The 23,866-nt window shown below is 44.7% G+C and carries 19 protein-coding genes; 10 read left to right on the top strand and 9 right to left on the bottom strand.

The window, feature by feature from the left end; translation table 11 throughout:
- Positions 1–116: 116 nt before the first annotated feature.
- Together pckA and MHO82_RS07830 are read left to right on the top strand one after the other, a co-directional pair.
- Complete coding sequence (gene pckA, locus MHO82_RS07835) at positions 117–1,760, top strand: phosphoenolpyruvate carboxykinase (ATP) (protein WP_239183316.1); 1,644 nt, start codon at positions 117–119, stop codon at positions 1,758–1,760.
- A 183-nt stretch (positions 1,761–1,943) separates the two neighbouring features.
- A complete protein-coding gene (locus MHO82_RS07830; protein ID WP_239183315.1) occupies positions 1,944–3,908 on the top strand; it encodes an AsmA family protein in 1,965 nt (654 codons plus the stop codon).
- Here MHO82_RS07830 and MHO82_RS07825 read toward each other — a convergent pair.
- The 3 genes from MHO82_RS07825 to MHO82_RS07815 are packed head-to-tail and all read right to left on the bottom strand — an operon-like array spanning position 3,875 to position 6,257.
- The gene (locus MHO82_RS07825; protein ID WP_239183314.1) at positions 3,875–4,828 is read right to left on the bottom strand and encodes a bifunctional GNAT family N-acetyltransferase/hotdog fold thioesterase; all 954 of its coding nucleotides are present in this window, start codon (positions 4,826–4,828) and stop codon (positions 3,875–3,877) included. The genes MHO82_RS07830 and MHO82_RS07825 overlap by 34 nt on opposite strands.
- Positions 4,829–4,873: 45 nt before the next feature.
- Positions 4,874–5,311 (bottom strand): D-aminoacyl-tRNA deacylase, encoded by a 438-nt coding sequence (dtd, locus tag MHO82_RS07820; RefSeq protein WP_239183313.1) that lies wholly within the window; start codon positions 5,309–5,311, stop codon positions 4,874–4,876.
- Positions 5,283–6,257 (bottom strand): virulence factor BrkB family protein, encoded by a 975-nt coding sequence (locus MHO82_RS07815; RefSeq protein WP_239183312.1) that lies wholly within the window; start codon positions 6,255–6,257, stop codon positions 5,283–5,285. Before MHO82_RS07815 ends, dtd begins: the two co-directional genes overlap by 29 nt.
- A gap of 53 nt (positions 6,258–6,310) precedes the next feature.
- On the opposite strand from MHO82_RS07815, the gene MHO82_RS07810 reads away from it, so the two are divergent.
- Positions 6,311–6,952: a DUF2959 domain-containing protein gene (locus MHO82_RS07810; protein ID WP_239183311.1), complete on the top strand. Its 642-nt coding sequence runs from the start codon at positions 6,311–6,313 to the stop codon at positions 6,950–6,952.
- 103 nt (positions 6,953–7,055) lie between these two features.
- Here the strand turns inward: MHO82_RS07810 and typA are convergent, their stop codons facing one another.
- Positions 7,056–8,885 (bottom strand): translational GTPase TypA, encoded by a 1,830-nt coding sequence (gene typA / locus MHO82_RS07805; protein ID WP_239183310.1) that lies wholly within the window; start codon positions 8,883–8,885, stop codon positions 7,056–7,058.
- Between the two features lie 659 nt (positions 8,886–9,544).
- Between typA and glnA the strand changes: the two genes are divergently transcribed.
- The 6 genes from glnA (at position 9,545) to add (ending at position 18,064) form a co-directional block, all read left to right on the top strand.
- Positions 9,545–10,954 carry a glutamate--ammonia ligase gene (gene glnA, locus MHO82_RS07800; protein ID WP_239183309.1) on the top strand — a complete coding sequence of 470 codons (1,410 nt, stop codon included), beginning with the start codon at positions 9,545–9,547 and terminating at the stop codon, positions 10,952–10,954.
- A 134-nt stretch (positions 10,955–11,088) separates the two neighbouring features.
- A complete protein-coding gene (locus MHO82_RS07795) occupies positions 11,089–11,634 on the top strand; it encodes a DUF4124 domain-containing protein (protein WP_239183308.1) in 546 nt (181 codons plus the stop codon).
- A 170-nt stretch (positions 11,635–11,804) separates the two neighbouring features.
- Positions 11,805–12,860 (top strand): nitrogen regulation protein NR(II), encoded by a 1,056-nt coding sequence (glnL, locus tag MHO82_RS07790; RefSeq protein ID WP_239183307.1) that lies wholly within the window; start codon positions 11,805–11,807, stop codon positions 12,858–12,860.
- A 34-nt stretch (positions 12,861–12,894) separates the two neighbouring features.
- On the top strand, positions 12,895–14,310 hold the full coding sequence (glnG, locus tag MHO82_RS07785) for a nitrogen regulation protein NR(I) (protein WP_239183306.1): 1,416 nt from the start codon (positions 12,895–12,897) through the stop codon (positions 14,308–14,310).
- 90 nt (positions 14,311–14,400) lie between these two features.
- Positions 14,401–16,953, top strand: a complete 2,553-nt coding sequence (locus tag MHO82_RS07780) for an EAL domain-containing protein (protein WP_343299959.1) — start codon at positions 14,401–14,403, stop codon at positions 16,951–16,953.
- Between the two features lie 106 nt (positions 16,954–17,059).
- The gene (add, locus tag MHO82_RS07775; RefSeq protein WP_239183305.1) at positions 17,060–18,064 is read left to right on the top strand and encodes an adenosine deaminase; all 1,005 of its coding nucleotides are present in this window, start codon (positions 17,060–17,062) and stop codon (positions 18,062–18,064) included.
- Positions 18,065–18,208: 144 nt separating this feature from the next.
- Here add and hemN read toward each other — a convergent pair whose 3' ends face one another.
- From hemN to MHO82_RS07750, 5 genes are all read right to left on the bottom strand, one after another.
- Positions 18,209–19,582, bottom strand: a complete 1,374-nt coding sequence (gene hemN, locus MHO82_RS07770; protein WP_239183304.1) for an oxygen-independent coproporphyrinogen III oxidase — start codon at positions 19,580–19,582, stop codon at positions 18,209–18,211.
- 103 nt (positions 19,583–19,685) lie between these two features.
- Positions 19,686–20,177, bottom strand: coding sequence for a DUF2489 domain-containing protein (locus MHO82_RS07765; protein WP_239183303.1), 492 nt, complete (start codon positions 20,175–20,177; stop codon positions 19,686–19,688).
- Between the two features lie 3 nt (positions 20,178–20,180).
- Positions 20,181–20,738, bottom strand: coding sequence for a Der GTPase-activating protein YihI (gene yihI, locus MHO82_RS07760; protein WP_239183302.1), 558 nt, complete (start codon positions 20,736–20,738; stop codon positions 20,181–20,183).
- Positions 20,738–21,379, bottom strand: a complete 642-nt coding sequence (locus tag MHO82_RS07755; protein WP_239183301.1) for a class I SAM-dependent methyltransferase — start codon at positions 21,377–21,379, stop codon at positions 20,738–20,740. Before MHO82_RS07755 ends, yihI begins: the two co-directional genes overlap by 1 nt.
- A gap of 733 nt (positions 21,380–22,112) precedes the next feature.
- A complete protein-coding gene (locus MHO82_RS07750; protein WP_239183300.1) occupies positions 22,113–22,730 on the bottom strand; it encodes a c-type cytochrome in 618 nt (205 codons plus the stop codon).
- 329 nt (positions 22,731–23,059) lie between these two features.
- Here MHO82_RS07750 and yihA point away from each other — a divergent pair, with 329 nt between their 5' ends.
- Positions 23,060–23,722 carry a ribosome biogenesis GTP-binding protein YihA/YsxC gene (yihA, locus tag MHO82_RS07745; protein WP_239183299.1) on the top strand — a complete coding sequence of 221 codons (663 nt, stop codon included), beginning with the start codon at positions 23,060–23,062 and terminating at the stop codon, positions 23,720–23,722.
- Positions 23,723–23,866 lie beyond the last annotated feature (144 nt).

Below are 23,866 nucleotides of genomic sequence, written 5' to 3'. Positions count from 1 at the left end.
GATGGAAAAACAACTACTACTTTGTGGTTATTTTATGATTGACATCCCTGAATTACCCCATTCAGGTTGTTAGCATGGTCGACAGTAAAACTACATCTTACCCCTAAGGAGCACCTATGAGCGTCATGAACGTAGAAGAAAAAAAGGTTGCACATAATAATAAAAATATCGATCTGTCTAACTATGGTCTTAGTCATGTAAAAGCTATTCTTCGTAACCCTACCTACGAAGAGCTTTTTCACGAAGAGACTCGCGCAGACCTAGAAGGCTATGAAAGAGGTGTGGTAACGGAGCTGGGTTCAGTCGCCGTTGACACTGGCATTTTCACTGGCCGCTCACCAAAAGATAAATACATCGTTAAAGATGACACCACACGCGATACATTGTGGTGGTCTGATCAAGGAAAAAACGATAACAAACCAATTACTCAAGAAGTATGGACTGATCTTAAGTCTCTAGTGACTGAGCAATTATCTGGTAAACGCCTGTATGTTATTGATGGCTTTTGTGGTGCAAACCCAGACACACGTTTAAGTGTGCGCATTATCACTGAGGTTGCATGGCAAGCGCATTTCGTTAAAAACATGTTCATTCGCCCGACAGAAGAAGAGTTGGCCTCTTTTGAGCCAGATTTTGTCGTCATGAACGGTGCAAAAACCACAAACCCAAATTGGAAAGAACAAGGCTTAAACTCTGAAAACTTTGTTGCTTTCAACCTGACCGAGCGCATTCAAATTATCGGTGGTACTTGGTACGGCGGTGAAATGAAAAAAGGTATGTTCGCGGTCATGAACTACCTACTGCCACTCAAAGGCATCGCATCCATGCACTGTTCCGCTAACGTGGGTGAAGACGGTGATGTGGCTATCTTCTTTGGCTTATCTGGTACTGGTAAAACAACCCTATCTACCGATCCTAAGCGTAAGCTGATTGGTGATGATGAACACGGTTGGGATGATGACGGTATCTTCAACTTTGAAGGCGGTTGTTATGCCAAAACCATTCGCCTGTCTAAAGAAGCGGAACCAGATATCTACAACGCCATCCGTCGTGATGCCCTGCTAGAAAACGTTACGGTTCATAACAATGGCTCTATCGATTTTGATGATGGTTCGAAAACGGAAAATACCCGTGTTTCTTACCCGCTGTATCACATCGATAACATTGTGAAGCCAATCTCTAAAGGTGGTCATGCGAAGAAAGTGATCTTCCTGACAGCAGATGCGTTTGGGGTTTTACCTCCCGTGTCTAAATTAACGCCAGAGCAAACCAAATACCACTTCTTATCTGGCTTCACTGCAAAACTAGCGGGTACTGAGCGTGGTATTACTGAGCCAACCCCAACCTTCTCTGCAGCGTTTGGTGCCGCCTTCTTAACTCTGCACCCAACACAATACGCGGAAGTTCTGGTGAAACGCATGGAAGCTGCTGGTGCAGAAGCTTATCTTGTGAATACAGGCTGGAACGGCACTGGTAAACGTATCTCCATCCAAGATACCCGTGGCATCATTGATGCGATCCTTGATGGCTCAATTGATAAAGTAGAAACCAAGCAGGTTCCTGTCTTTAATCTAGAAGTACCAACCGAGCTACCAGGTGTGGATACGGGCATTCTCGACCCTCGTGATACGTATACCGATCCACTACAGTGGGACAGCAAAGCGGAAGATCTAGCCAACCGCTTTATCAAGAACTTTGCTCAATACACGGATAACGACGAAGGTAAATCTCTGGTTGCCGCAGGTCCGCAGCTCGATTAAGAAAACATATCGCCTTAATTTAAGTTGAAACCTCAAGCCCTTCATATCGAAGGGCTTTTTTAGACATAAACCATATTTATTATGCTCATGCTCTTGAATGAACTCTTAATTTAAGCCACTCTGAAAGTGTACTCGCCTTCTTCTCGTTCACTTCCGAGTACTGCCTTCAAGGAGTGAAGCATAATGAAAATGCTCAGTAAATTTTTGCTCTTGATTCTTTGTCTACTGTCAGTGGCATTTGTTAGTATCATCACTTTACTGCACACGCGTTATGCTCAGCCAATATTGGCTTACACGCTGAATTCCGTATCCCAATACCCTATACACTTTCGCCAAATCGATTACAGCCTAAAACAACCACTCTATTTTCGTTTTCATGATCTCAGCATTGGACACATTCAACCCGAACCATTAATGATCGGCCAAGCGGATGTGTGGTTTTCAACCTCTCTGCTTTCAGATAAAAAACTTACGATAGAGAACTTATTACTAGACAGCCTAAGCCTTCAACATGGTATTCCAGATTTAACAGTAATGAATGGCTTAGACGTACAACGCCTAGCCATCAATGCACTCGACTTTGCCAGTGATGGCCTAATCCTACGTAATGCACAAATTCAACTTGATAATTGGAAACCAAATCAACAAAGTGCTTTCAATTTCCAAGGCCAAATACAATTTTCTGCCGAGCAGCTTTATTGGCAGGGGGAAGCATTTGATCATGTTGTCATTGACGGAGAAATTGAGACAGATATCGCTCGACTCTATGGCATTTCTTTTGACTGGAAAAACAGCCAAATCTCAGCACAAGCGGAATGGACAGAATTAGAAGGGTGGCGACTACCTCAACTTACGGTGTCAGATTTAAATCTAACTACGGAAGAAATGAGATACATCACTCCCCATTTATCTTGGTTAGAAGAACTCAACCAAATCATCACGATTGAACGTTTTGATGCCCTGAATGCCAATATAGAACTGCCCGAAATCAACATTAATAACCTGAACTTAGCCATCACTAATCTCACATGGCCAAGTACGCTTTGGCAGCAAAAAAAGACCACTCTCTCTTTCAGCGCAGACAGTGCCAGTATCGATAATATTGTCTTTGAAAGCCCACTGGCGGACTTAAGGTTTACCCCAAACCAAATATCAGCGCACGACTTATCTTTCTCCACCCTAGGTGGCTTTGTAAGCCTAGCAGGGCACTGGCAACCAAAGAAACTGCAACTAGACACCCTTACAGTCAACCGTATTAAATGGCTATTAAAACCCAATTGGCAACAAACCCTTCAGCTTTATTTAGCGCCCCTTCAACAAGTTGAAATCGATAAACTGAGCATAAAACACAGCCAATTGATCGATACTGAAAGCAGCACGCCTTTTCAGATGACAGGCCTTAATGTACACGGTCGTCAGCTCAGCCTACGACATCAAGAACAATGGGGATTATGGCAAGGAAAGCTCCATGCCAGCGTACAAAATGCCAGTTTAAATTACGTATTAACTAATCAAGCCATCGTAGAAATGGCCAGTATGAATGGCGAATGGACCATTGACCAAGCCTTATTCCCACTAGAACAAGGAATATTAGAAGTAAACGGTAAGCTCAATCTGAGTGAGCCGAGCCAACCTTGGCAGCTGACTCTCACTGGTGATGGGATCCCCACTGACTTAGTGTTTAATTGGCTCAACGCTCAGCAACTCAAGTACCCACTGCCTATCACGGGGTTAACGGAAGTCTCTTTATCTGCTCAGGGTTTATTGGGCAATCGAGACAGCTTTAATTACAGCTTGGAAGGCGAATTGCAACTACAACCTAGAGACATGGCGACACCATTAAATGCCGAGCAACTGTGGCACTACCAAGAATCTTATGTTCATACACGTCCATCTAACTCAACCAAGCAAGCCATCAACCCATTGGAGATCAGCCCAATCAAAATCACCGCAGATCGTGGCCGGTTAACACTACAACCAATCACGTTTTTAGGAGAAGATTTTAAAGCCAGTTTGGAAGGAAGCTGGGACTTGGCGACTTCTGCCTCAAAAAAGATTGATTACCAATTTACTCAAGGTTGTAACCAAATCACCCGCTCTTGGTTAGGTAGTAACTACACCACAGAATCCACCACTGATTGTGATTGAGCTTCTACTGTGGCCGTTTTGACTTTGGATGGCAGCAACACATAGGTTCCGGTAAATTCCGCCGCCGCTTGATCACCGCTATAGATAGTCACCGTCATCTGCACACGAGCACGGCGACCTCCAACTAAGCGGTCTAGGTCGCCACTTAAGCTATCCAATGACACTACCGCGCGTGGGCTACAAGTAATGGGCTCTCGATAGCGGATATGACTGTCTGCCAGTACAATGTCGCCAGTGACATCGCGCTCTTTCATCATCAGCCATACTAGCCCCCAACCCGCTAATGTAGCCATGGTGAAAATACTGCCAGCAAACATCGTGTTATGCGGGTTTAAGTTGGCGTTTAAGACGGCACTCACTTCAAAACGATAGCCAGTGTATTGGGTAATACGCACGCCCATTTTATCACTGATCGGAATCTGACTTTGCCAACGCTCTTGAAGCTCACTGCACCATTCCGGCCTTCTTAATACGTCTGCCATCGGATTTAACTGTTTCAACATTTGCTGATGACGAGTCGGCCCTCGTTCTTCACTCAGCTCTCCTTGGCTCACAAAATCATTGCGCTCATAAAAAGGAATCGCATCTTCACGGGCATTACAGACCAATCTTTTTGCCCCTTCTTGACGAGCGTACGACTCTAATGCCATCAACACCAACGCACCAATGCCTTTACTGCGATAATGCGGGGCCACTGCCATATAACGGATCTGGCCATCGTGTTCCGGCGTTAAATACAAACGCCCGGCTGCAATTGGCTCCCCTTTACCGTCTACAATCATCCGGTGCTGACTCACATCATCATACGCATCACGTTCAGAGCCTTCCGGCTGATGCCACGGTTCACGCAGCATCTTCCAACGAAAATGATAATACTGCTTAAATTGCGCTTCTGTGGTCGGTGTAATTAAACGAAACATGAAATCCCTCTCACCCTATATTCATCCATAAGGTTGTTAACCGAGTTAAACCTGTAGCCAGAAAGTCACAGGGCCATCGTTCACCAGCGATACTTTCATATCTGCCGCAAAACGACCAGTGCCCGTATTCACCCCTTTGCTCTGGCATCGCTTAGCAAAATACTCATACAGACGTTCAGCGTCTGCTGGGTTTGCACCTTGTGAAAAACCAGGGCGTGTGCCTTTGTTCGTCTCGGCGGCTAATGTAAATTGAGAAACAACCAACACACTACCATCAATCTGTTGCACATTCAGGTTCATTTTTCCGTCTGCATCACTAAAAACACGATAACCCAATACCCGTTCCACTAGGCGATTTGCTTTGGCTTCATCATCGCCTTTTTCTACGCCCAGTAAAATCAACAATCCAGGACCAATCTCACCCGTAATTTCGCCATCCACTTTAACGGATGCTTCACTGACTCGTTGAATTAGTGCTATCACTACTGTTATTTCCTTTTTGCTCAGTTAATACATGAAGAGACGATGTGCTTTCTGCCATCACCTCAGTGTGAATAGATTGCAACTGATATGCTGGGTCCCACTGTGCACGCTCACCTAAACCGGCGGTAATTTCAGCGCCAAGCAACACAATACACCAACATAAGTACACCCACACAAACAAAATCGGCACTGCGGCGAGCGCGCCATAAATCATTTGATAAGACGGGAACTGGGTAATGTATAAAGCAAACCCTTTTTTACTGAGTTCAAACAATAACCCAGCAACGAGTGCCCCACACAACGCATGGCGAAAGTAGATTTTTTTATTTGGAACCAGAATATACAGCCCAAGAAAGGCACTGAATGAAAGAATGATCGGCAGCCAACCCAGTAATTGAGTATACAGTCCCGTCACGGCTTCGCTTTCAATCAGTTTTAACGACGTAAGATAAGAGGTCGCGGCAATACTGGTCCCCACCAACAATGGCCCTAATGTCAGTACCATCCAATACATGGAAAAAGAAAACACTGCCCGGCGCTTTTCTTGCACTCGCCAAATGTAGTTTAAACTCTTATCAATGGCTGAAATCAGCATAACGGCGGCAACAAATAAAAATGCCCCACCCACTGCTGTCATTTTGCCAGTATTGGCCACAAACTCATTCAACGCGCCTTTTACCGCATCGCCCGCTGCGGGCACAAAATTTTGAATAACAAACTCTTGGATCACAATGCCAACCCCAGAGAATGCCGGAAACCCGGAAAGTGCCGTCAGCAATACCGTGACCAAAGGCACCAACGATAACAACGTGATGTACGCCATGTAGCCCGCACTCACCGTGAGTCGGTCATGACTGATCCGCGCGGCTAAGTGATGAAAAAAATTCAAAATTAATAATACAAAAGGAGGTAGTTTCAACTTGTATCTGTGAGCTGTGTCCGCCATAGTTCCCAACTATTCTTCTAATCATCCGTCTATTTTACGCAAAAGGAGGGCTAATGCCTTATTTGCTCGTATTACTTCTCAGCCTTACAACCTTAGCAGGCTGTCAATCCGCCTACTACTCAGCAATGGAAAAAGTTGGCTATCACAAGCGCGATATTATGGTGACTCGCGTGGAAGACGCCAAAGAATCTCAGCAAGAAGCTCAACAAGAATTCACCAGTGCACTAGAAGCACTTAGCGCACTCACAGATTTCCAAGGCGGTGAATTAGAAGCGATCTACAACCAAGTCAACGACAAATACCAAGACAGCGAAAAAGCCGCGGAAGAGGTTCGTGAGCGTATTAGCGCGATTGAAGACGTTTCTGATGCGTTATTTGATGAGTGGCAACAAGAGCTGTCTCTTTATACCAGTAAAAACTTAAAACAAGCCAGCCAAAAAAAGCTGATTGAGACTCAAGCGTCTTATCAAAAAATGCTCACGGCCATGAAAAAAGCCGAGCAGAAAATGACGCCCGTGCTCAATACTCTTCGTGATAATAGCCTGTATTTAAAGCATAACTTAAATGCCAGTGCCATTGGCTCTCTACAAGGTGAATTCAATGCCCTAGAGCGTGATATTGAACGTGCTATTCGTGATATGACCGCCGCGATTGCAGAGTCTGAGAAATTTATTTCTCAACTAAAATCAAAATAATCCGTCTTTCTCGTAAGCATTAAAAAAACCCTTCAGAGCTCACTGCTTTGAAGGGTTTTATTTTGCTTATTGATGAGCCGTTATCGACTCAATCAACAATGCATTATTTTGCAGCACGACCTGCACGTTTACGATCGTTCTCTGTAAGGTGACGCTTACGGATACGAATGTTTTCAGGTGTTACTTCTACTAGCTCGTCGTCATCGATGAACTCAAGTGCTTGCTCAAGCGTGTACTTGATTGCTGGAGAAAGAACCTGCGCATCATCCGTACCAGACGCACGAACGTTAGTTAGCTGCTTACCTTTCAGACAGTTTACTGTCAGATCGTTAGAACGGTTATGAATACCGATCACCTGACCTTCGTATACTTCGTCCGCGTGCTCTGCAAACAGACGGCCACGATCTTGTAGGTTAAACAGTGCGTAAGTCAGTGCTTTACCAGTTGCGTTAGAAATTAGAACACCGTTATTACGTTGACCGATCTCACCGCCTTTGTGTGGACCGTAGTGATCAAACGTATGGTAAAGAAGACCAGAACCTGATGTCAGTGTCATGAACTCAGTTTGGAAACCGATAAGACCACGAGAAGGCATCATGAAGTCCATACGAACACGGCCTTTACCGTCTGGTGCCATGTCAGTCAGCTCACCTTTACGTAGGCCGATGTTTTCCATGATACCGCCTTGATGCTCTTCAATCACATCAATCGTTACGGTTTCGAACGGTTCCATTAGCTGACCATCTTCTTCTTTGATGATTACTTCTGGACGAGATACAGCAAGCTCGAAGCCTTCACGACGCATGTTTTCGATCAGGATAGAAAGGTGAAGTTCACCACGGCCTGATACGCGGAATTTGTCTGGATCGTCAGTTTGTTCAACACGTAGTGCTACGTTGTGAACCAATTCTTTTTCTAGACGCTCAAGGATGTTACGTGAAGTAACGAATTTACCTTCTTTACCAGCAAACGGAGACGTGTTTACTTGGAAAGTCATGGTTACTGTTGGTTCATCAACAGACAGTGGCGTCATCGCTTCAACATTGTTTACATCACAGATGGTGTCAGAGATTTTCAGCTCACCAAGACCTGTAATTGCAATGATGTCACCCGCATTTGCTTGATCAACTTCGTGACGGTCAAGACCTAGGTAACCTAGAACCGTACCGACTTTACCGTTACGTTTTTTACCGTCAGCGCTAACGATAGTTACTTGCTGGTTTGGTTTTACGCTACCACGAGTTACACGAGCAACACCGATAACACCAACATAAGAGTTGTAGTCAAGTTGAGAAACCTGCATCTGTAGAGCACCCTCTACATCAACTTTTGGTGGTTCAACCGTATCAACAACTGCTTGGAACAACGGTTCCATGTTTTCGCCAGTTGTGTCTTCTTCTTGAGAAGCCCAGCCGTTAAGAGCAGAAGCATAAACAACTTTAAAGTCTAGCTGTTCGTCAGTTGCACCTAGGTTATCAAATAGATCAAACACTTGGTCCATAACCCACTCAGGACGTGCGCCTGGGCGGTCAATCTTGTTGATTACAACGATTGGCTTAAGGCCGTGTGCGAATGCTTTTTGCGTTACGAAACGCGTTTGTGGCATTGGGCCGTCAACGGCATCAACGATAAGAAGAACAGAATCAACCATAGACATGATACGCTCAACTTCACCACCGAAATCGGCGTGTCCTGGGGTATCTACGATGTTGATGCGGTAATCATTCCAGTTAATTGCTGTGTTTTTAGCAAGGATGGTAATACCACGCTCTTTCTCGATATCGTTCGAGTCCATCACGCGCTCTTCAGCTTCGCCACGAGATTCAAGCGTACCTGATTGTTGTAGCAGCTTATCAACTAATGTGGTTTTACCGTGGTCAACGTGCGCGATAATCGCGATATTTCTTAGTTTATCAATCTGTGGAGTAGACATGGATTCAAATTCACTCAGAGCGTGTAGCTACCACCATTGGAGCTACTTGGTTTAAAAACGGTCAATAATTTAACAGATTTTAGGGCAAAACCCACGAAATATGTGATTTAAACCACAAGTATTTTTCGCATTTGTCACTAAACCGCGTCTAAATCTCGCCAAGCCCCTAACAAATGCCCCATTTACCGATAACAATGGGGCGTTTATTGCAAGCACACAAAAATAGGCAAAACGATTATTCACCTCCCTTGTCATTGTAGTCTATCCTCATTGAGGAAACTCACTGCACCAAAGTGGGTCAAGGTTTATTTGCATTAAAAATAAACATTAATGACGTTATTAACACTTAATAACAAAGAGTTATAAAGAAAACCCAATTTATTCATTCAATATTTATGCATTTCTAGATTGACAAGATGCGTAATTGATCGCTGAATAGGAGCAGTGAAAATACAGTAAGCCAGTTTGAATAACTTTTTATGCACCAAAATAGTGCATAAAAGATCATTAATGGTGCAGCGTGGTCTTGCACCAGAGGCTAAAATTGGCTAAAACACTGTATTTAAAGGATTAATAAATTTGGCATAGTTTTAGCTTTAGACAAAGTACAGCGAGAGCTACGCATATTCAGCACAATTTAACACCGGAGGTTATACCGAATGTCTGTAGAAAACGTTTTAGCGTTAATCCAAGAAAACGAAGTAAAATTTGTTGATCTACGCTTTACCGATACCAAAGGTAAAGAGCAACACATCTCTCTTCCTGCTCACCAAGTTGATGCCGACTTCTTCGAAGAAGGCAAAATGTTCGATGGCTCCTCTGTAGCTGGTTGGAAAGGCATTAACGAATCAGACATGGTAATGATGCCTGACGCGGCAAGTGCGGTACTTGACCCATTCACAGAAGACGCAACATTAAACATCCGTTGTGACATTCTTGAACCAACAACAATGCAAGGTTACGACCGTGACCCACGCTCTATCGCAAAGCGTGCTGAAGAATACCTACGTTCTACAGGTATTGCCGACACCGTTCTTATTGGTCCTGAGCCAGAATTCTTCCTATTTGACGATGTTAAGTTCAACACTGACATGTCAGGCTCTTTCTACAAAATTGATGACGTAGAAGCAACATGGAACACAGGTTCCGATTTCGAAGGCGGTAACAAAGGCCACCGTCCTGGTGTTAAAGGCGGTTACTTCCCAGTAGCACCAGTTGATTCATCTCAAGACATCCGTTCTGCAATGTGTCTGGTTATGGAAGAGATGGGCTTAGTTGTTGAAGCGCACCACCATGAAGTAGCAACGGCGGGTCAAAACGAAATCGCTACTCGCTTCAACACCCTAACAACCAAAGCAGATGAAACTCAAATCTACAAATACGTGGTTCATAACGTGGCTCACGCATTTGGTAAAACAGCAACCTTCATGCCGAAACCACTTGTAGGTGACAACGGCTCTGGTATGCACGTTCACCAATCACTAGCAAAAGACGGTGTTAACCTGTTTGCTGGTGACAAATACGGTGGTCTGTCTGATCTAGCACTTTACTATATCGGTGGTGTAATCAAGCATGCTCGTGCAATCAACGCATTTGCTAACCCATCAACGAACTCATACAAGCGTCTGGTTCCTGGCTTCGAAGCACCTGTAATGCTTGCGTACTCTGCACGTAACCGTTCTGCTTCTATCCGTATCCCTGTGGTACCAAGCCCGAAAGCACGCCGTATTGAGCTACGTTTCGGTGATCCAGCAGCAAACCCATACCTAGCTTTCTCTGCAATGCTAATGGCTGGTCTTGACGGTATTAAGAACAAGATCCACCCAGGTGAAGCGATGGATAAAGATCTATACGACTTACCAGCAGAAGAAGCGGCAGAGATCCCAACAGTTGCAGAATCTCTACAACAAGCTCTAGTTGAGCTGGATGCAGACCGTGAGTTCCTAACCGCTGGCGGCGTATTCTCTGATGATTTCATCGATTCTTACATCGCACTGAAATCTCAAGATGTTGAGAAAATCAACATGACAACTCACCCACTTGAGTTTGAACTTTACTACTCTGTATAAGATCTAGATGGTCTGTATAGACTGAAAAGTCCACATATTTAATTAGGCTCGCCTCGCAGGTGGGCCTTTTTTATCGCTATCCTAAGCAAATTCCCACTACCATAAAGAACCCTGCCTAAAATACTGGGTCTGCCATGCCTTATTTATTCGTGTTATGCACACTACTATTACTCTCACCTAATGCCGTCGCCAATAAAATTTACACTTGGTTAGACGCTGACAATGTCCGCCATTTCAGTGATTCACCACCAGCAGAACATATTCCAAAAGATGAACTTACCATGCCTGAGTTACCCAGCATGACGCCAGTAGCGCCCCCAGCACACAACGCATCAGCCAATGTAATGAACAACGACGCACGACCCGCTTCAGTGCCTCTAGCGCCACAAAAAGTCACATTCACCAATATCACCAACCAACAAACCATTAGAAGCAACCAAGGCAACATCACCATAAAAGCAGAGCTGGCTCGTAAGGCACAAATCGGTGAGCAATTACAATTGCTGCTGAATAACTCCCCTTACAATGCCCCACAAACGCAAACACAATGGCAGCTCAAAAACATTGACCGCGGAACTCATACACTTCAAATTCAAGTAGTTAATAGCGGCAAGGTAATTGCATTATCTGATCCGATGACCGTGCACCTCCACCGTGCATCACGCAATAACCGTGGTTAATTCATGATAATCGGCACCAAAAAACAAACTATCCAATTGAAAATAAATAGAATTGTTTTTGACAGCGTTCAAGCGAGTAAACAATAGAAAATCCTCGCACCAAATTCATGCACTGTTATTGCAAACCAAGGTACACTTAATGCACCAATGTAGTGCAAAAGCCAAGGACGATGCCAGTGACGAATGATCTCACCACCACATTAATGAACCACTTAGTCACCGCCACCCTCTTACTGGATGAAGATTTGGTGATCCGCTATGCCAACCCTGCGACCGAACAACTTTTTTCACAAAGTGCGCGTAGACTGGAAAATGTGACTCTCACAACCTTGGTACAACACAGCTCCTTTGAGCTAGGGTTACTCACTCAGCCACTAAACAGCGGCCAAAGCATAACAGACAGTGACGTTACCATTGTGATTGATAACCGCCCTATCATGGTAGAGCTCACCGTCAGCCCTGTGCCTTGGCAAAACCAATTAATGCTGCTGATTGAACTTCGCCAAATCGATAAACAACGTCGCTTAAGCCAAGAGCTCAACCAAAATGCACAACAGCAAGCAGCCAAAGTCTTAGTCAGAGGGCTGGCCCATGAAATCAAAAACCCACTCGGTGGCCTACGTGGTGCCGCGCAGTTATTAGAGAAAATGCTGCCAGAACCATCGTTAAAGGAATACACCCAAATCATTATTGAGCAAGCGGATCGGCTGCGAAATTTAGTCGATCGCTTATTAGGCCCACAACGGCCAGGGCATAAAGAACAGCAAAACATTCATATTGTGTTAGAAAAAGTGCGCCAATTGGTGGAGCTTGATACTGGTAAGGATATTCGTTTAGTTCGAGACTATGATCCAAGTTTGCCTGACTTTATGATGGATGCAGAGCAACTAGAGCAAGCCCTCTTAAACATCGTCAGTAACGCGGCTCAAATATTACAAAAACAAAGTGATGGCCAGATCATCATTAAAACACGCACCGATTACCAGACCAACATCAATGGCCACCGTTATCGTCTTGCCGCCAAGATCGACATTATTGATAACGGCCCAGGCATTCCACAGCATATTCAAGATACTTTATTTTATCCGATGGTCAGTGCCCGCGAAGGAGGAACCGGCCTTGGTTTGTCCATCGCTCGTAACTTAGTGGATCAGCACCAAGGAAAAATAGAGGTACACAGTTGGCCTGGTCACACCGCCTTCACCATATATTTACCAATTAAATAAGAATAAATTCCACATTTGCTAGGGGGAAGACATTATGAGCAAAGGACTAATTTGGGTAGTTGATGATGACAGCTCTATCCGCTGGGTAATGGAAAAAACCCTGACTTCCGCGAAAATGCAATGTGACACTTTTGCCGATGGCGACAGCGTTTTGCTTGCTCTAGAACGCAACATACCAGATGTGTTGGTGTCTGATATTCGCATGCCGGGCATGGATGGTTTAACCCTATTAAAAACCATTCAAGAAACCTACCCGGAGCTGCCCGTGATCATCATGACGGCCCACTCCGATTTAGATGCCGCCGTCAGTGCTTACCAAAAAGGTGCCTTTGAATACCTACCGAAACCGTTTGATATTGATGAAGCTCTTACATTGGTTGAGCGAGCCTTAACCCACAGCCAAGAGCAGAAGAAAAAACAACCAAATAAAGACAGCAATGGTGGCACAGCCCCAGAGATCATTGGGGAAGCTCCTGCCATGCAAGAAGTTTTTCGAGCCATTGGTCGCCTATCTCGCTCCTCCATTTCTGTCTTAATTAACGGCGAATCGGGAACAGGTAAAGAACTGGTCGCTCATGCCTTGCACCGCCATAGCCCACGCTCAAAAAACGAATTCATCGCATTGAACATGGCCGCCATCCCCAAAGATTTAATCGAGTCTGAATTGTTTGGCCATGAAAAAGGCGCGTTTACGGGAGCCAACAGCATAAGACAAGGCCGATTTGAACAAGCCAATGGCGGCACTCTGTTTTTGGATGAAATCGGTGACATGCCATTAGACATTCAAACTCGCTTACTGCGCGTACTGGCAGATGGTCAATTTTATCGTGTTGGTGGCCATTCCCCAGTAAAAGTTGATGTGCGTATCATTGCTGCTACCCACCAAAACCTTGAACAACTGGCCGCTGATGGCGATTTTCGTGAAGATTTATTCCATCGCCTCAACGTGATCCGAGTGCACATCCCTTCACTGCGAGAACGTCGTCAAGACATCGCTCAACTGACTATGCACTTTTTAAAACGCGCTTCTAAAGAGTTAGACATAGAGGCAAAAGTCCTTCACCCAGATACCATCACAAAGCTGACCGAACTGCCTTGGCCAGGTAACGTCCGACAGTTAGAAAACACCTGCCGCTGGCTAACGGTCATGGCCAGTGGCCAAGAAGTGCTTCCTTCTGACTTGCCCACTGAATTACTCGAAGAAACACCACCAGAAACAACTAACGGCACTAGTTCATGGAAAGATGGGCTCGCCAACTGGGCACAACAGGCGTTATCAGCAGGACAAAATGACTTGTTGGCCGATGCACAACCCGAGTTTGAGCGTATCTTATTAGAAACCGCACTTAACCATACGCATGGTCACAAACAAGAAGCTGCGCGATTACTGGGCTGGGGGCGTAATACCCTGACGAGAAAATTAAAAGAGCTCAACATAGATGTTCATTAGTGAGATAACTGTTATTATTTCTAGCATGAATAATTTTTAACCATTACACTAAACGGAATGCAATTCCCATTGGATTAAGTTGTTATTCGTGTGAAAAAATACAAACAATTATCGCTCAGAACTGCCGTCATGCTGCCTTTCTCTTTGGTTTTGTTACTAACCATAGGCGTCATCGCGTTCATTCAAAGCACCAGCTACGAAAAAATGGTAAAAGAAGTCAGTCATAAGCTACTGGCTGCTTTTACCAAAAACGTCAGCAATGATCTAAAGTTATTCTTAGATGAACCCTTTAAAGCTAACCTGACCCTAAGCGATACCATTCAACGTTACCAACTTTACCAACCACACGATCTTTCTCAGCTAGACCCATATTTCGAAGGTAGCCTCACCAATCTGTACCACGATTTAGAACAAATGAATGTCATTGGTTTTGGTGGTATCAACGGCGAATTTATTGGCTTTCGCCGCGAGACAAATCAAGGGCTATCGTTGATGTTGCAAGACAGCCGTACCGATAACAACTTAATCATTTATCGCGGCAAAGAGATCAGCGATGACATTCGCTCCGTCATTGAGAACTACGATCCACGCGTTCGCCCTTGGTATACACCCGCTGCAGAAACCTTAAAACCGTCATGGTCCCCCATTTACGCCAACGCAGACGAACGCAAAGAAACCACCTTATCAGCCATTAACCCGGTTTTAAAAAACAACCAGCTACTCGGGGTGGTTGTCACGGATGTAAAGCTCAACAACTTCAATAAATTCTTAATTCAAGAAAAAGAGCTCACGACTGGTTCCATCTACATCATCGACCCAGAGCAGCGATTGGTAGCCCATTCCGATTTAGGCAGTGTCGTCTCCCTTGGCACGCCGAACAGCCCTAGAGGCAGTCGGCTTCTTGCCAACGAAAGCCCAAACCCAGTGATTCGCCAAAGCGCAAAAGAGGTGGGATCACTTAATTTAGAAGCCTTAGCACAAGCACACAGTTTCGTCTTTAATACCGATGATGATCGCTACTTTAACCAAGTCACCCGCTATCAAGATCGTTATGGCTTAGAGTGGTACATCGTCGTTTCTATCTCTGAGGGGGATTTACTCGGCTACCTTCCTCAGCAACAGCAAACAGGTCTATTTTTAGGGCTCATCATCGGAGTCATTGGGCTAGTGGTTGGTCTTATTGTCATCAACCGCATTATCCAGCCTATTTTTACCACGGCCAATGCAGCAAAAAGCCTCGCCAGTGGTGATTGGAAATATGCCATTCAAGATAAAGGCACCATTTATGAAACCAGCATGCTGATGGATGCCTTTAGCGACATGACCCAAAAGCTGCAATCCTCCTTTCAGGCATTAAGAGATCAGATTTTATACGACTCTCTGACACAGCTTCATAGCAGGCAAGGCCTAATTGAAGCCGTAAATATTGATGCAAGCACCACACAACATCGAGGGCTAATCTTAATTGGTGTCAAAGCATTCCGGGATGTGAACGACAGCCTAGGCCACTTACATGGCGATCAACTGCTCATTGCGATAGCCCAGCGTCTAAGGCATCACTTTTCTCAGCAGGTCATTTTAGCCCGTGTCAGCGGCGATGAATTTGCAATCTATTTACATACGGTTCATGACACCTCAGACATGCTTCAAAAGGCACAAGAGTTACACGCCATGTTCAACACCCCATTTACCACCCAAGGAGAAGAAGTGTTACTTAAAGTCTCCATCGGTACAATGGAGGGCAATTTAGCCACTTCCAGCATCTCTGAGTGGCTTCGTAATGCCAGCATTGCCTTAAGCCAGGCCAAACACTCTCCGCAAGGTATTGTGCTTTACCACCCAGACATGGCCTTAGCTTCCGAGATGAAAACCCGCCTAACCACAGAACTGGGTTATGCCATAGACAATCAAGAGTTTGTCCCTTTTTATCAGCCAGTGATTAATTTAGAAACTGGACAGATTAAAGGGGCAGAAGCCTTAATCCGTTGGTTTAGCCCACAACGAGGCATGGTTTCCCCTGCCGATTTTATCCCTATTGCTGAAGACAACGGCATGATCATCGACATCGGTCGCTTTATTCTCAATCAAGCGTGTAAAGACACCGCTCAGCGTATTCAAAAGGGTGAATGGGCACCTGATTTTCATATCAATGTGAATTTATCCGTCTGCCAACTGACCCGAGATAATTTTATTGATGAGCTCAAGCACACCCTCACTACGACTCAGCTGCCAGCCAAGAACCTAACGCTTGAAATCACGGAGTCACGCCTTGTCAATCACGACTCACACACCATTAAGACCATCAAAAAGATCCGTCGCCTTGGTGTGCGAATCGCCATTGATGATTTTGGAACGGGCTACTCTTCATTGGCTTATTTGCACCAACTGCCTTTTGACTGTCTAAAGATCGATCGCTCATTTGTCGCACCTCTCACCAAAGAGACATTAGAAACGTCGGTGATCGTGGCCATCATCAACATGACCAAGGGCTTTAACATCGATATTGTGGCAGAGGGTGTTGAAACTGCCGAGCAAGCACAGTTACTGGCCTCTTTGGGCTGCCCATCCGCTCAAGGGTACTTGTACAGCAGACCCGTTCCGATTGAAGAATGGCCAACAGATTTAGTAAACGTAAGCTCATAATTTAACAAATAATGGCTTTTCCCTCGTTCACTATACTGACACTGGCAGGCTTAGCTCGTATACTGAGCCACCATTTTCTGTACTTGCCTTTTGGGGAGACCTCAACATGATCACGAAAAACCTACCGCTAACGGATCTACACCGCCACCTTGATGGCAATATTCGCATCGAAACCATTTTAGATCTTGGCAAAAAATTTGGTCTTGCCCTACCCGCTTACGACGTTGAAGCACTGCGCCCACACGTTCAAATTGTGGAAGCAGAGCCAAGCTTAGTGGCTTTCTTATCCAAACTGGATTGGGGTGTGGCAGTACTGGGCGACTTAGACGCATGTCGTCGTGTAGCTTATGAAAATGTTGAAGATGCGAAAAACGCACAACTTGATTATGCTGAGCTGCGTTTCTCCCCTTACTACATGGCAATGAAACATAAGCTGCCAGTAGCGGGTGTAGTAGAAGCGGTAGTTGATGGTGTTGAGGCAGGTGTTCGTGATTTCGGTGTAAAAACGAACCTAATTGGTATCATGAGCCGCACATTTGGTACTGACGCTTGCCAACAAGAGCTGGATGGCATCTTAACTCAAAAAGACAAAATTGTGGCTGTTGACCTAGCTGGTGACGAACTTGGCCAGCCAGGTGATCGCTTTATCTCTCACTTTAAACAAGTGCGTGATGCAGGCATGAATATCACAGTTCACGCTGGTGAAGCCGCGGGGCCTGAAAGCATGTGGCAAGCAATTCAAGAACTAGGCGCAACACGTATTGGTCATGGTGTGAAAGCGATTCACGATCCTAAATTGATGGATTACCTAGCAGAAAACAAGATTGGTATCGAATCTTGTATTACATCCAACATTCAAACCAGCACTGTAGCTTCTATTACTGAGCACCCAGTAAAACAGTTCCTTGATCACGGTATCTTAGCGTGTCTAAATACCGATGACCCAGCGGTTGAGGGCATTGATCTGCCATACGAATACGAAGTAGCCGCACCACAAGCAGGCCTAAGCCAAGAGCAAATCAAACAAGCTCAAATTAATGGTTTAGAACTGGCGTTCCTATCGGAAGCAGAAAAAGAAGCACTACGCGTTACTGCAGCACAACGCGGTTAATCGCTTTTACTACTACGATACACACCATATCGTATTAGATATCGCATAAAGAAAACGGGGCTGTAGATGATTCGACAGCCCCGTTTTTATATTCAGTCCCGCTCTAACATGTGTTTACACATAGGGGACTTAATAATGAAAAACTTAAATAACGCGAGAGAACTGTTGTTGACGGGCACGATCTCGCAAATATTTGTCAAAACACATGCAAATGTTACGGATCAACAAGCGACCACGCAAGCTCACTTCGATGATACCGTCTTCAATCGTCACTAGCTCATCATCAACAAACGTTTGGATCAGCTCTAAGTCTTCAGCAAAGTATTCCGTGAAAGTTAACTTAAACTCAGATTCAATTTGCTTTGTATCTAACTTAAAGTTACAAATCAGCTGCTTAATCACTTCGCGGCGCAGTAAATCGTCGCTGTCTAAAGAAACCCCTTTCCATAACGCATGACGCTGCTCGTTCACCTGAGCGTAGTATTTTTTCAGCTCTTTTTGGTTCTGTGCGTAGCTGTCACCAATCATGGAAATCGCCGACACCCCAAAACCTAATAAATCACACTCACCTTGAGTAGTGTAACCTTGGAAGTTGCGGTGCAGCACACCATTACGCTGTGCAATTGCCAGTTCGTCATCTGGCAAGGCAAAGTGATCCATGCCGATGAATTGATATCCAGCCCCAGTTAAGGTCGCGATGGTGTCTTGCAAAATCGCCAGCTTCTCATCGGCCTTCGGTAAGTCTTCATCTTTAATTTTACGCTGCGCCGCAAACAAGGTAGGCATATGCGCGTAGTTAAAGACAGACAAACGACCCGGCTTCATTTTCAGCACTTGTTCTAGGGTTTCAGCAAACAAAGCTTTTGTCTGCTTGGGTAGCCCATAAATCAGATCAAGATTGGTTGAACGGAAACCCAGCTCTTTGGCTCTGGCCACCATGGCTACGATGAATTCTTCATCTTGCTCACGGTTAACCAACTTTTGAACTTCTTTATTAAAGTCTTGAACGCCAATGCTTAAACGGTTGAACCCTTCACTGCGCAAGTGATCAAGAATATCCAACTCAATCTCACGTGGATCCACTTCAATGCTGATTTCAGCGTCAGCTTCGAAGCTAAACTCGTCACGCAGAAGCCCCATTAAACGGCTAATTTGTTCAGCAGATAAAAACGTCGGTGTACCGCCGCCAAAATGCAGTTGCGTCACACGACGGTGACCCAATAGCGCTGCACGCTGACGAATCTCATGTTCAAGCACATCTAAATAATCATCGGCTTTATGCTGATGACGCGTGATCACCTTATTACAACCACAGTAATAACAAAGCTTGTGACAGAAAGGGATATGAACATACAAAGACAGCGGGCGTTCAGGGTACTGAGTGCAAGCCATATCGAACTCTGCTGGCGTATACGCCTCATGAAACTCTAATGCAGTTGGATATGAGGTGTACCTTGGCCCTGAGTAATTGTATTTCTCAATAATGGCCTGATCCCAAACAATTTGTTCGTTCGACATGACTTACTTCCACTAACGGTAACGATATTGATATAAAGACTATTTTGCCATAAGCCCTACTTTTAGTAGACCTTTAACTTTTCATGACCATGATAAGTGTTGGCTAGATCATCTTTATTGGTATCGTGGTGTTTAACGGTTTAATCTGATTTTGCAGAACTTCCAGCTCCTGCTTAATCGCATCGTGCAATTTCGCTTCTGCTTTCATTCTGTCGTAATCAAACTTCATACGCTCTTTTTTACCTAGCTCTTTACGTGCTTCACTGCGCGGCATGTCTTTCACCACGTCGTACAGCTCTTGCATTGCCGGATAAGTCGCAGCAAAATCAATGCGCTCCTCGCCCTGCACGTAATCCAAAATGCAGTAAATGCGAATCGTCGCTTCCGACAAATCACACTGCCCCTGAATACCAGCCAGACAGATCGTATCAACGCTTTCAAAAATGTTGGCGTTTCTTTTTGCGATCGCAAGTGCTTGCTGCTGCTGTTGCAACTCCGTTTGCTTTTTCAGCTTTAAGAGTAGATGAGCAGCGTAACTCGCAAGCCCAACAATAATCAGACCACCAATGGTGGCCAGCACTGCGGTTGTCGACATGGCTTACTCCTTAAAGTCATCCATATCAAGGTCGCTAAACTGCGCCAACAAATCATCGTCTGTTTTTGCTTTTGAAGGCTTAGCAGAAGCAACAATCACCTCTTCAGGCTCTTCCTCTTCCAACAAACCAAGTTGATTCATCAATTGTTCAATGCGATCCAATTTCTCATCAACGTAGTTTTGCAGACCAGCCCCTAAGTTCTCGCCATTTTCTAAACGATCCAGCAACACATTCAGTTGGGTATCATTTTCTAATTGCGCTAACTCTTGCTCTGCAGATAAACGGCGCTCTTTTTTCGCCGCAGCTGTACCTGGTTTCGCTTTTGGTGCCACGATCAATGGAATTGGCTTCTTGCTGCCTAAACGTGGGTCTTTCTTTTGACCTTGAGTTTGCTGCTTTTTCGCACTACCTTCAGAGTGACGAGCACCCGCTTTTAACCCTTTACGTTTCTTCTCTTTTTTACGCAGTCGAGCATCTACATCAGACTGAGTACGATTACGTGTTACATTTTCTGTTGGTGCCGCGGCACCAGGCTTACGTGACTTTTTCTTACGAGTCATTACTGGGTCTTCCTCAGTAAAATTACATCATTACCAATAAATTCTATGGCAAGCTCATGCTCTTTGGCCAAATACAAAAAGGTTTCTCGGCTAAAGAAGCTCACATGGGTTGCGTCATTTTTATAGTGCCATGTTGAAAACGCATCAACATCCCTGGCCAATTTTGTCATGATCCCAAGCCAACCACCGGGTTTCACAAGGCTGAGTAACAACTCCCACTCTTTACTCGGCGTATAAAAATGTTCGATGGCTTCTGTGCACGTCACAAAATCATACTGCTTGGATAACACACGTTCATCTGGCGCATAATACACATCGTACAATGCCACCTGATGACCTGCTTCCTCTATCATTAAGGATAGTGTCGGACCGGGGCCACAACCAAAATCTAACCCTTCTAAATTCGGTTGTGCTAAACGCGCTAACAGCGGCTCAGACATCCGAGAAAGAAAACGGCGATAACCTTGATCTTGAGGGTCATTTTCATGTTGATCATAGTGGGCTTTTTCAGTGCCTGAATCGAGCCTATCATTAGGATCCACAAAGATTAGCCAACACTGCTCACAGCGATAATATCGACGACGTTTATCTTGGAAAAAATCACTTGTTTGTTGATGGTGACACAGTGGGCACAGATGCATTGCAGTTCTCGTTTATCAGCCAAATTATCAAGATGAAAACATGGATGCGCAACATAGCAGAAAGCAGCGCCTGAGTGGAGCTTTATTAAGCAGAATCACCGAAAAGAAGGGAATAAAAAAGAAAAACGACAGGCCGAAACCTGTCGTGATAGAAAGAACCAGTAACTGGTTATAATCTTGTAGAGTCTATCCTTAACCGCTGGAAACATCCCGGTTACAAGAATCCATTTGTTATTTGTGCTTTCCATGCCGAAATTTACGTTTGTCATCATCCTGATGATTTTTAGCAATCCGTCTCGACATTCCGTGTTCTTGCAGTTAATCCGTAACTGGCCTTTCCTTAAGGCGAAGTATCATCCAGATACCGAACTTAACCATCCGTGTTGATACCCCGTTCCTCGAAGTACCTTCATTCTTTGCCAACCTCTTGTCGACACAGACTAATTTACGCTTTTTATAAGCAGAAACAACACACGTAAATTTTTAAATAATCAAAAATAACAAGAAGAAAGCCTAACCATTTGAAAACAATGACATCTAAAAATTCTACCCCCGTTTTTTCATCTTAAATCAAGCAAAGCAATAGCGGATCTCTTACAACATTACGAGAAAACACAATATCCGCACACCATTAGTAAAACAGCTGGCCCTGCTTTATTTTCTTTAGGGCATAAAAAAGCAGCCAACTTGAATCAAGCTGGCTGCTTATGATTGATTTAAGAGTTGGGCTCTCTTAGTGCAAACCACCAACATATTGGGATAATGCAGAAATTTCAGCGTCAGTCAGTTTGGCAGAAATATTACGCATCATGGCGTTCATGTCGTTAGCACGATCACCTGAACGGAATTTTTCTAGCTGAATTTTAATGTAATCAGCATGTTGACCTGAAATTTTAGGGAAACCAGAAAGCTCAGTACCGTTACCACGAGGACCATGACAAGCAATACATGCGGTAATACCACGCTCAGAATCACCAGCACGGTATAACTTTTGGCCTAACTCAACCGACTCTTCAGATGTAGTGTTATCTGAAATAGGCAGTGTTGAGAAGTAAGCAGCTAAATCCGCAGCATCCTGATCAGACAATGGCATTGCCATTCCCCCCATGACAGGATCCACACGACCTTGTTTACCACCACTTGTCATACCCAGTTTGAATTCCTTGATTTGTTTTTCAAGGTAACCTGCATGTTGACCAGCAAGCTTAGGGTATTGTGTTAGTAAACTGTTTCCATCTGTACCGTGACATGCGGCACACGTTGCGGCTTTCGCTTTACCAGCTTCCGCATCTCCTTGGGCCCAGGCTGAGCAGCTGGCAAGGAGAGTCAATATCAGCGCTAATTTCTTCATGACATTCCATTTATAATTATCAAGCTTCCAGTACCGAATAAACCAGACGGTGTCCGACAATGATTTTTACCGCCGTCATCCACTACAGTTTATTCCGACACTTAAAGCAGTATAGAGCCTTTCTGACTAAGCTACTGTGAAGCAGTCGTGCAAATTTTAGCCATAACCAATAGGAAACAGCTATTTCTATAGTGATAGTAAAATAATTACGGGACACAGCCTAAGTTACGACATGGTACAATGAGCGACCTTAAGCCGAGCACGGTTATTTTACACAATTTCACATAAAAGTAATCAGCCGACTACACTAAGTCGAGACGGAGTTAACAGTGAGCAAAACAATTCACTATCAAAACACGCATTTCATAACAAGTGCACCAGATATTCGCCATATGCCGGCTGACGAAGGGATTGAAGTCGCCTTTGCTGGACGTTCTAACGCGGGTAAGTCAAGCGCACTAAATCGCCTGACAAATCAACGTAGTTTAGCAAAAACCAGTAAAACACCAGGTCGTACTCAGCTCATCAACTTATTCCAGGTTGATGAAAACTGCCACATTGTGGATTTACCAGGTTATGGCTTTGCCCAAGTACCGGTTGAAATGAAGCTAAAGTGGCAAAAGTCTTTGGGCGAATACCTACAAAAACGTGAGAGCTTAAAGGGACTCGTGGTGCTAATGGACATCCGCCACCCAATGAAAGATCTCGACCAACAGCTGATCTACTGGGCCGTCGACAGCGGTCTGCCAGTGCAAGTACTGTTAACCAAAGCAGATAAGCTCAAAAGTGGTGCTCGTAAAGCACAGCTTCTAAAAATTCGTGAAGAATCAAAGTCTTTTGGTGGTGATGTGCAAGTTGACGTGTTCTCATCATTAAAAGGCATGGGGGTTGATCAACTTCGCCGTAAGCTCGATTCTTGGTTTGCACCAGCATTTGAAGAATTAGAATTGGATGAAGAAGACGCAGCTGCCGACAATAACGACGCCTCTTAACGTCGCGCCACTCCCTTTATGGCCAGTATGCTGTTCAACAAGGCATATTGGCTTATAAAAGTCCCCACCACGAGGTGGGGCAACGGGAGAGAAATAGGAGGTTTATTATTGTTATAAGTTCAAAGAATCAACGATTTCTTCACA

This window comes from Vibrio sp. Of7-15 (assembly GCF_022347565.1).
In the GTDB taxonomy this organism is placed as follows: domain Bacteria; phylum Pseudomonadota; class Gammaproteobacteria; order Enterobacterales; family Vibrionaceae; genus NORP241.
Note: the sequence above shows the minus strand (reverse complement) of the source record. Positions and strands in the feature narration are given on the sequence as shown.

Excerpts from the sequence above, each read along its gene's own strand:
- pckA (WP_239183316.1), top strand. The coding sequence starts at position 117 with ATGAGCGTCATGAACGTAGAAGAAAAAAAGGTTGCACATAATAATAAA.
- MHO82_RS07830 (WP_239183315.1), top strand. The coding sequence starts at position 1,944 with ATGAAAATGCTCAGTAAATTTTTGCTCTTGATTCTTTGTCTACTGTCA.
- MHO82_RS07825 (WP_239183314.1), bottom strand. The coding sequence starts at position 4,828 with ATGTTTCGTTTAATTACACCGACCACAGAAGCGCAATTTAAGCAGTAT.
- MHO82_RS07815 (WP_239183312.1), bottom strand. The coding sequence starts at position 6,257 with ATGGCGGACACAGCTCACAGATACAAGTTGAAACTACCTCCTTTTGTA.
- MHO82_RS07810 (WP_239183311.1), top strand. The coding sequence starts at position 6,311 with ATGCCTTATTTGCTCGTATTACTTCTCAGCCTTACAACCTTAGCAGGC.
- typA (WP_239183310.1), bottom strand. The coding sequence starts at position 8,885 with ATGTCTACTCCACAGATTGATAAACTAAGAAATATCGCGATTATCGCG.
- glnA (WP_239183309.1), top strand. The coding sequence starts at position 9,545 with ATGTCTGTAGAAAACGTTTTAGCGTTAATCCAAGAAAACGAAGTAAAA.
- MHO82_RS07795 (WP_239183308.1), top strand. The coding sequence starts at position 11,089 with ATGCCTTATTTATTCGTGTTATGCACACTACTATTACTCTCACCTAAT.
- glnL (WP_239183307.1), top strand. The coding sequence starts at position 11,805 with ATGCCAGTGACGAATGATCTCACCACCACATTAATGAACCACTTAGTC.
- glnG (WP_239183306.1), top strand. The coding sequence starts at position 12,895 with ATGAGCAAAGGACTAATTTGGGTAGTTGATGATGACAGCTCTATCCGC.
- add (WP_239183305.1), top strand. The coding sequence starts at position 17,060 with ATGATCACGAAAAACCTACCGCTAACGGATCTACACCGCCACCTTGAT.
- hemN (WP_239183304.1), bottom strand. The coding sequence starts at position 19,582 with ATGTCGAACGAACAAATTGTTTGGGATCAGGCCATTATTGAGAAATAC.
- MHO82_RS07765 (WP_239183303.1), bottom strand. The coding sequence starts at position 20,177 with ATGTCGACAACCGCAGTGCTGGCCACCATTGGTGGTCTGATTATTGTT.
- yihI (WP_239183302.1), bottom strand. The coding sequence starts at position 20,738 with ATGACTCGTAAGAAAAAGTCACGTAAGCCTGGTGCCGCGGCACCAACA.
- MHO82_RS07755 (WP_239183301.1), bottom strand. The coding sequence starts at position 21,379 with ATGCATCTGTGCCCACTGTGTCACCATCAACAAACAAGTGATTTTTTC.
- MHO82_RS07750 (WP_239183300.1), bottom strand. The coding sequence starts at position 22,730 with ATGAAGAAATTAGCGCTGATATTGACTCTCCTTGCCAGCTGCTCAGCC.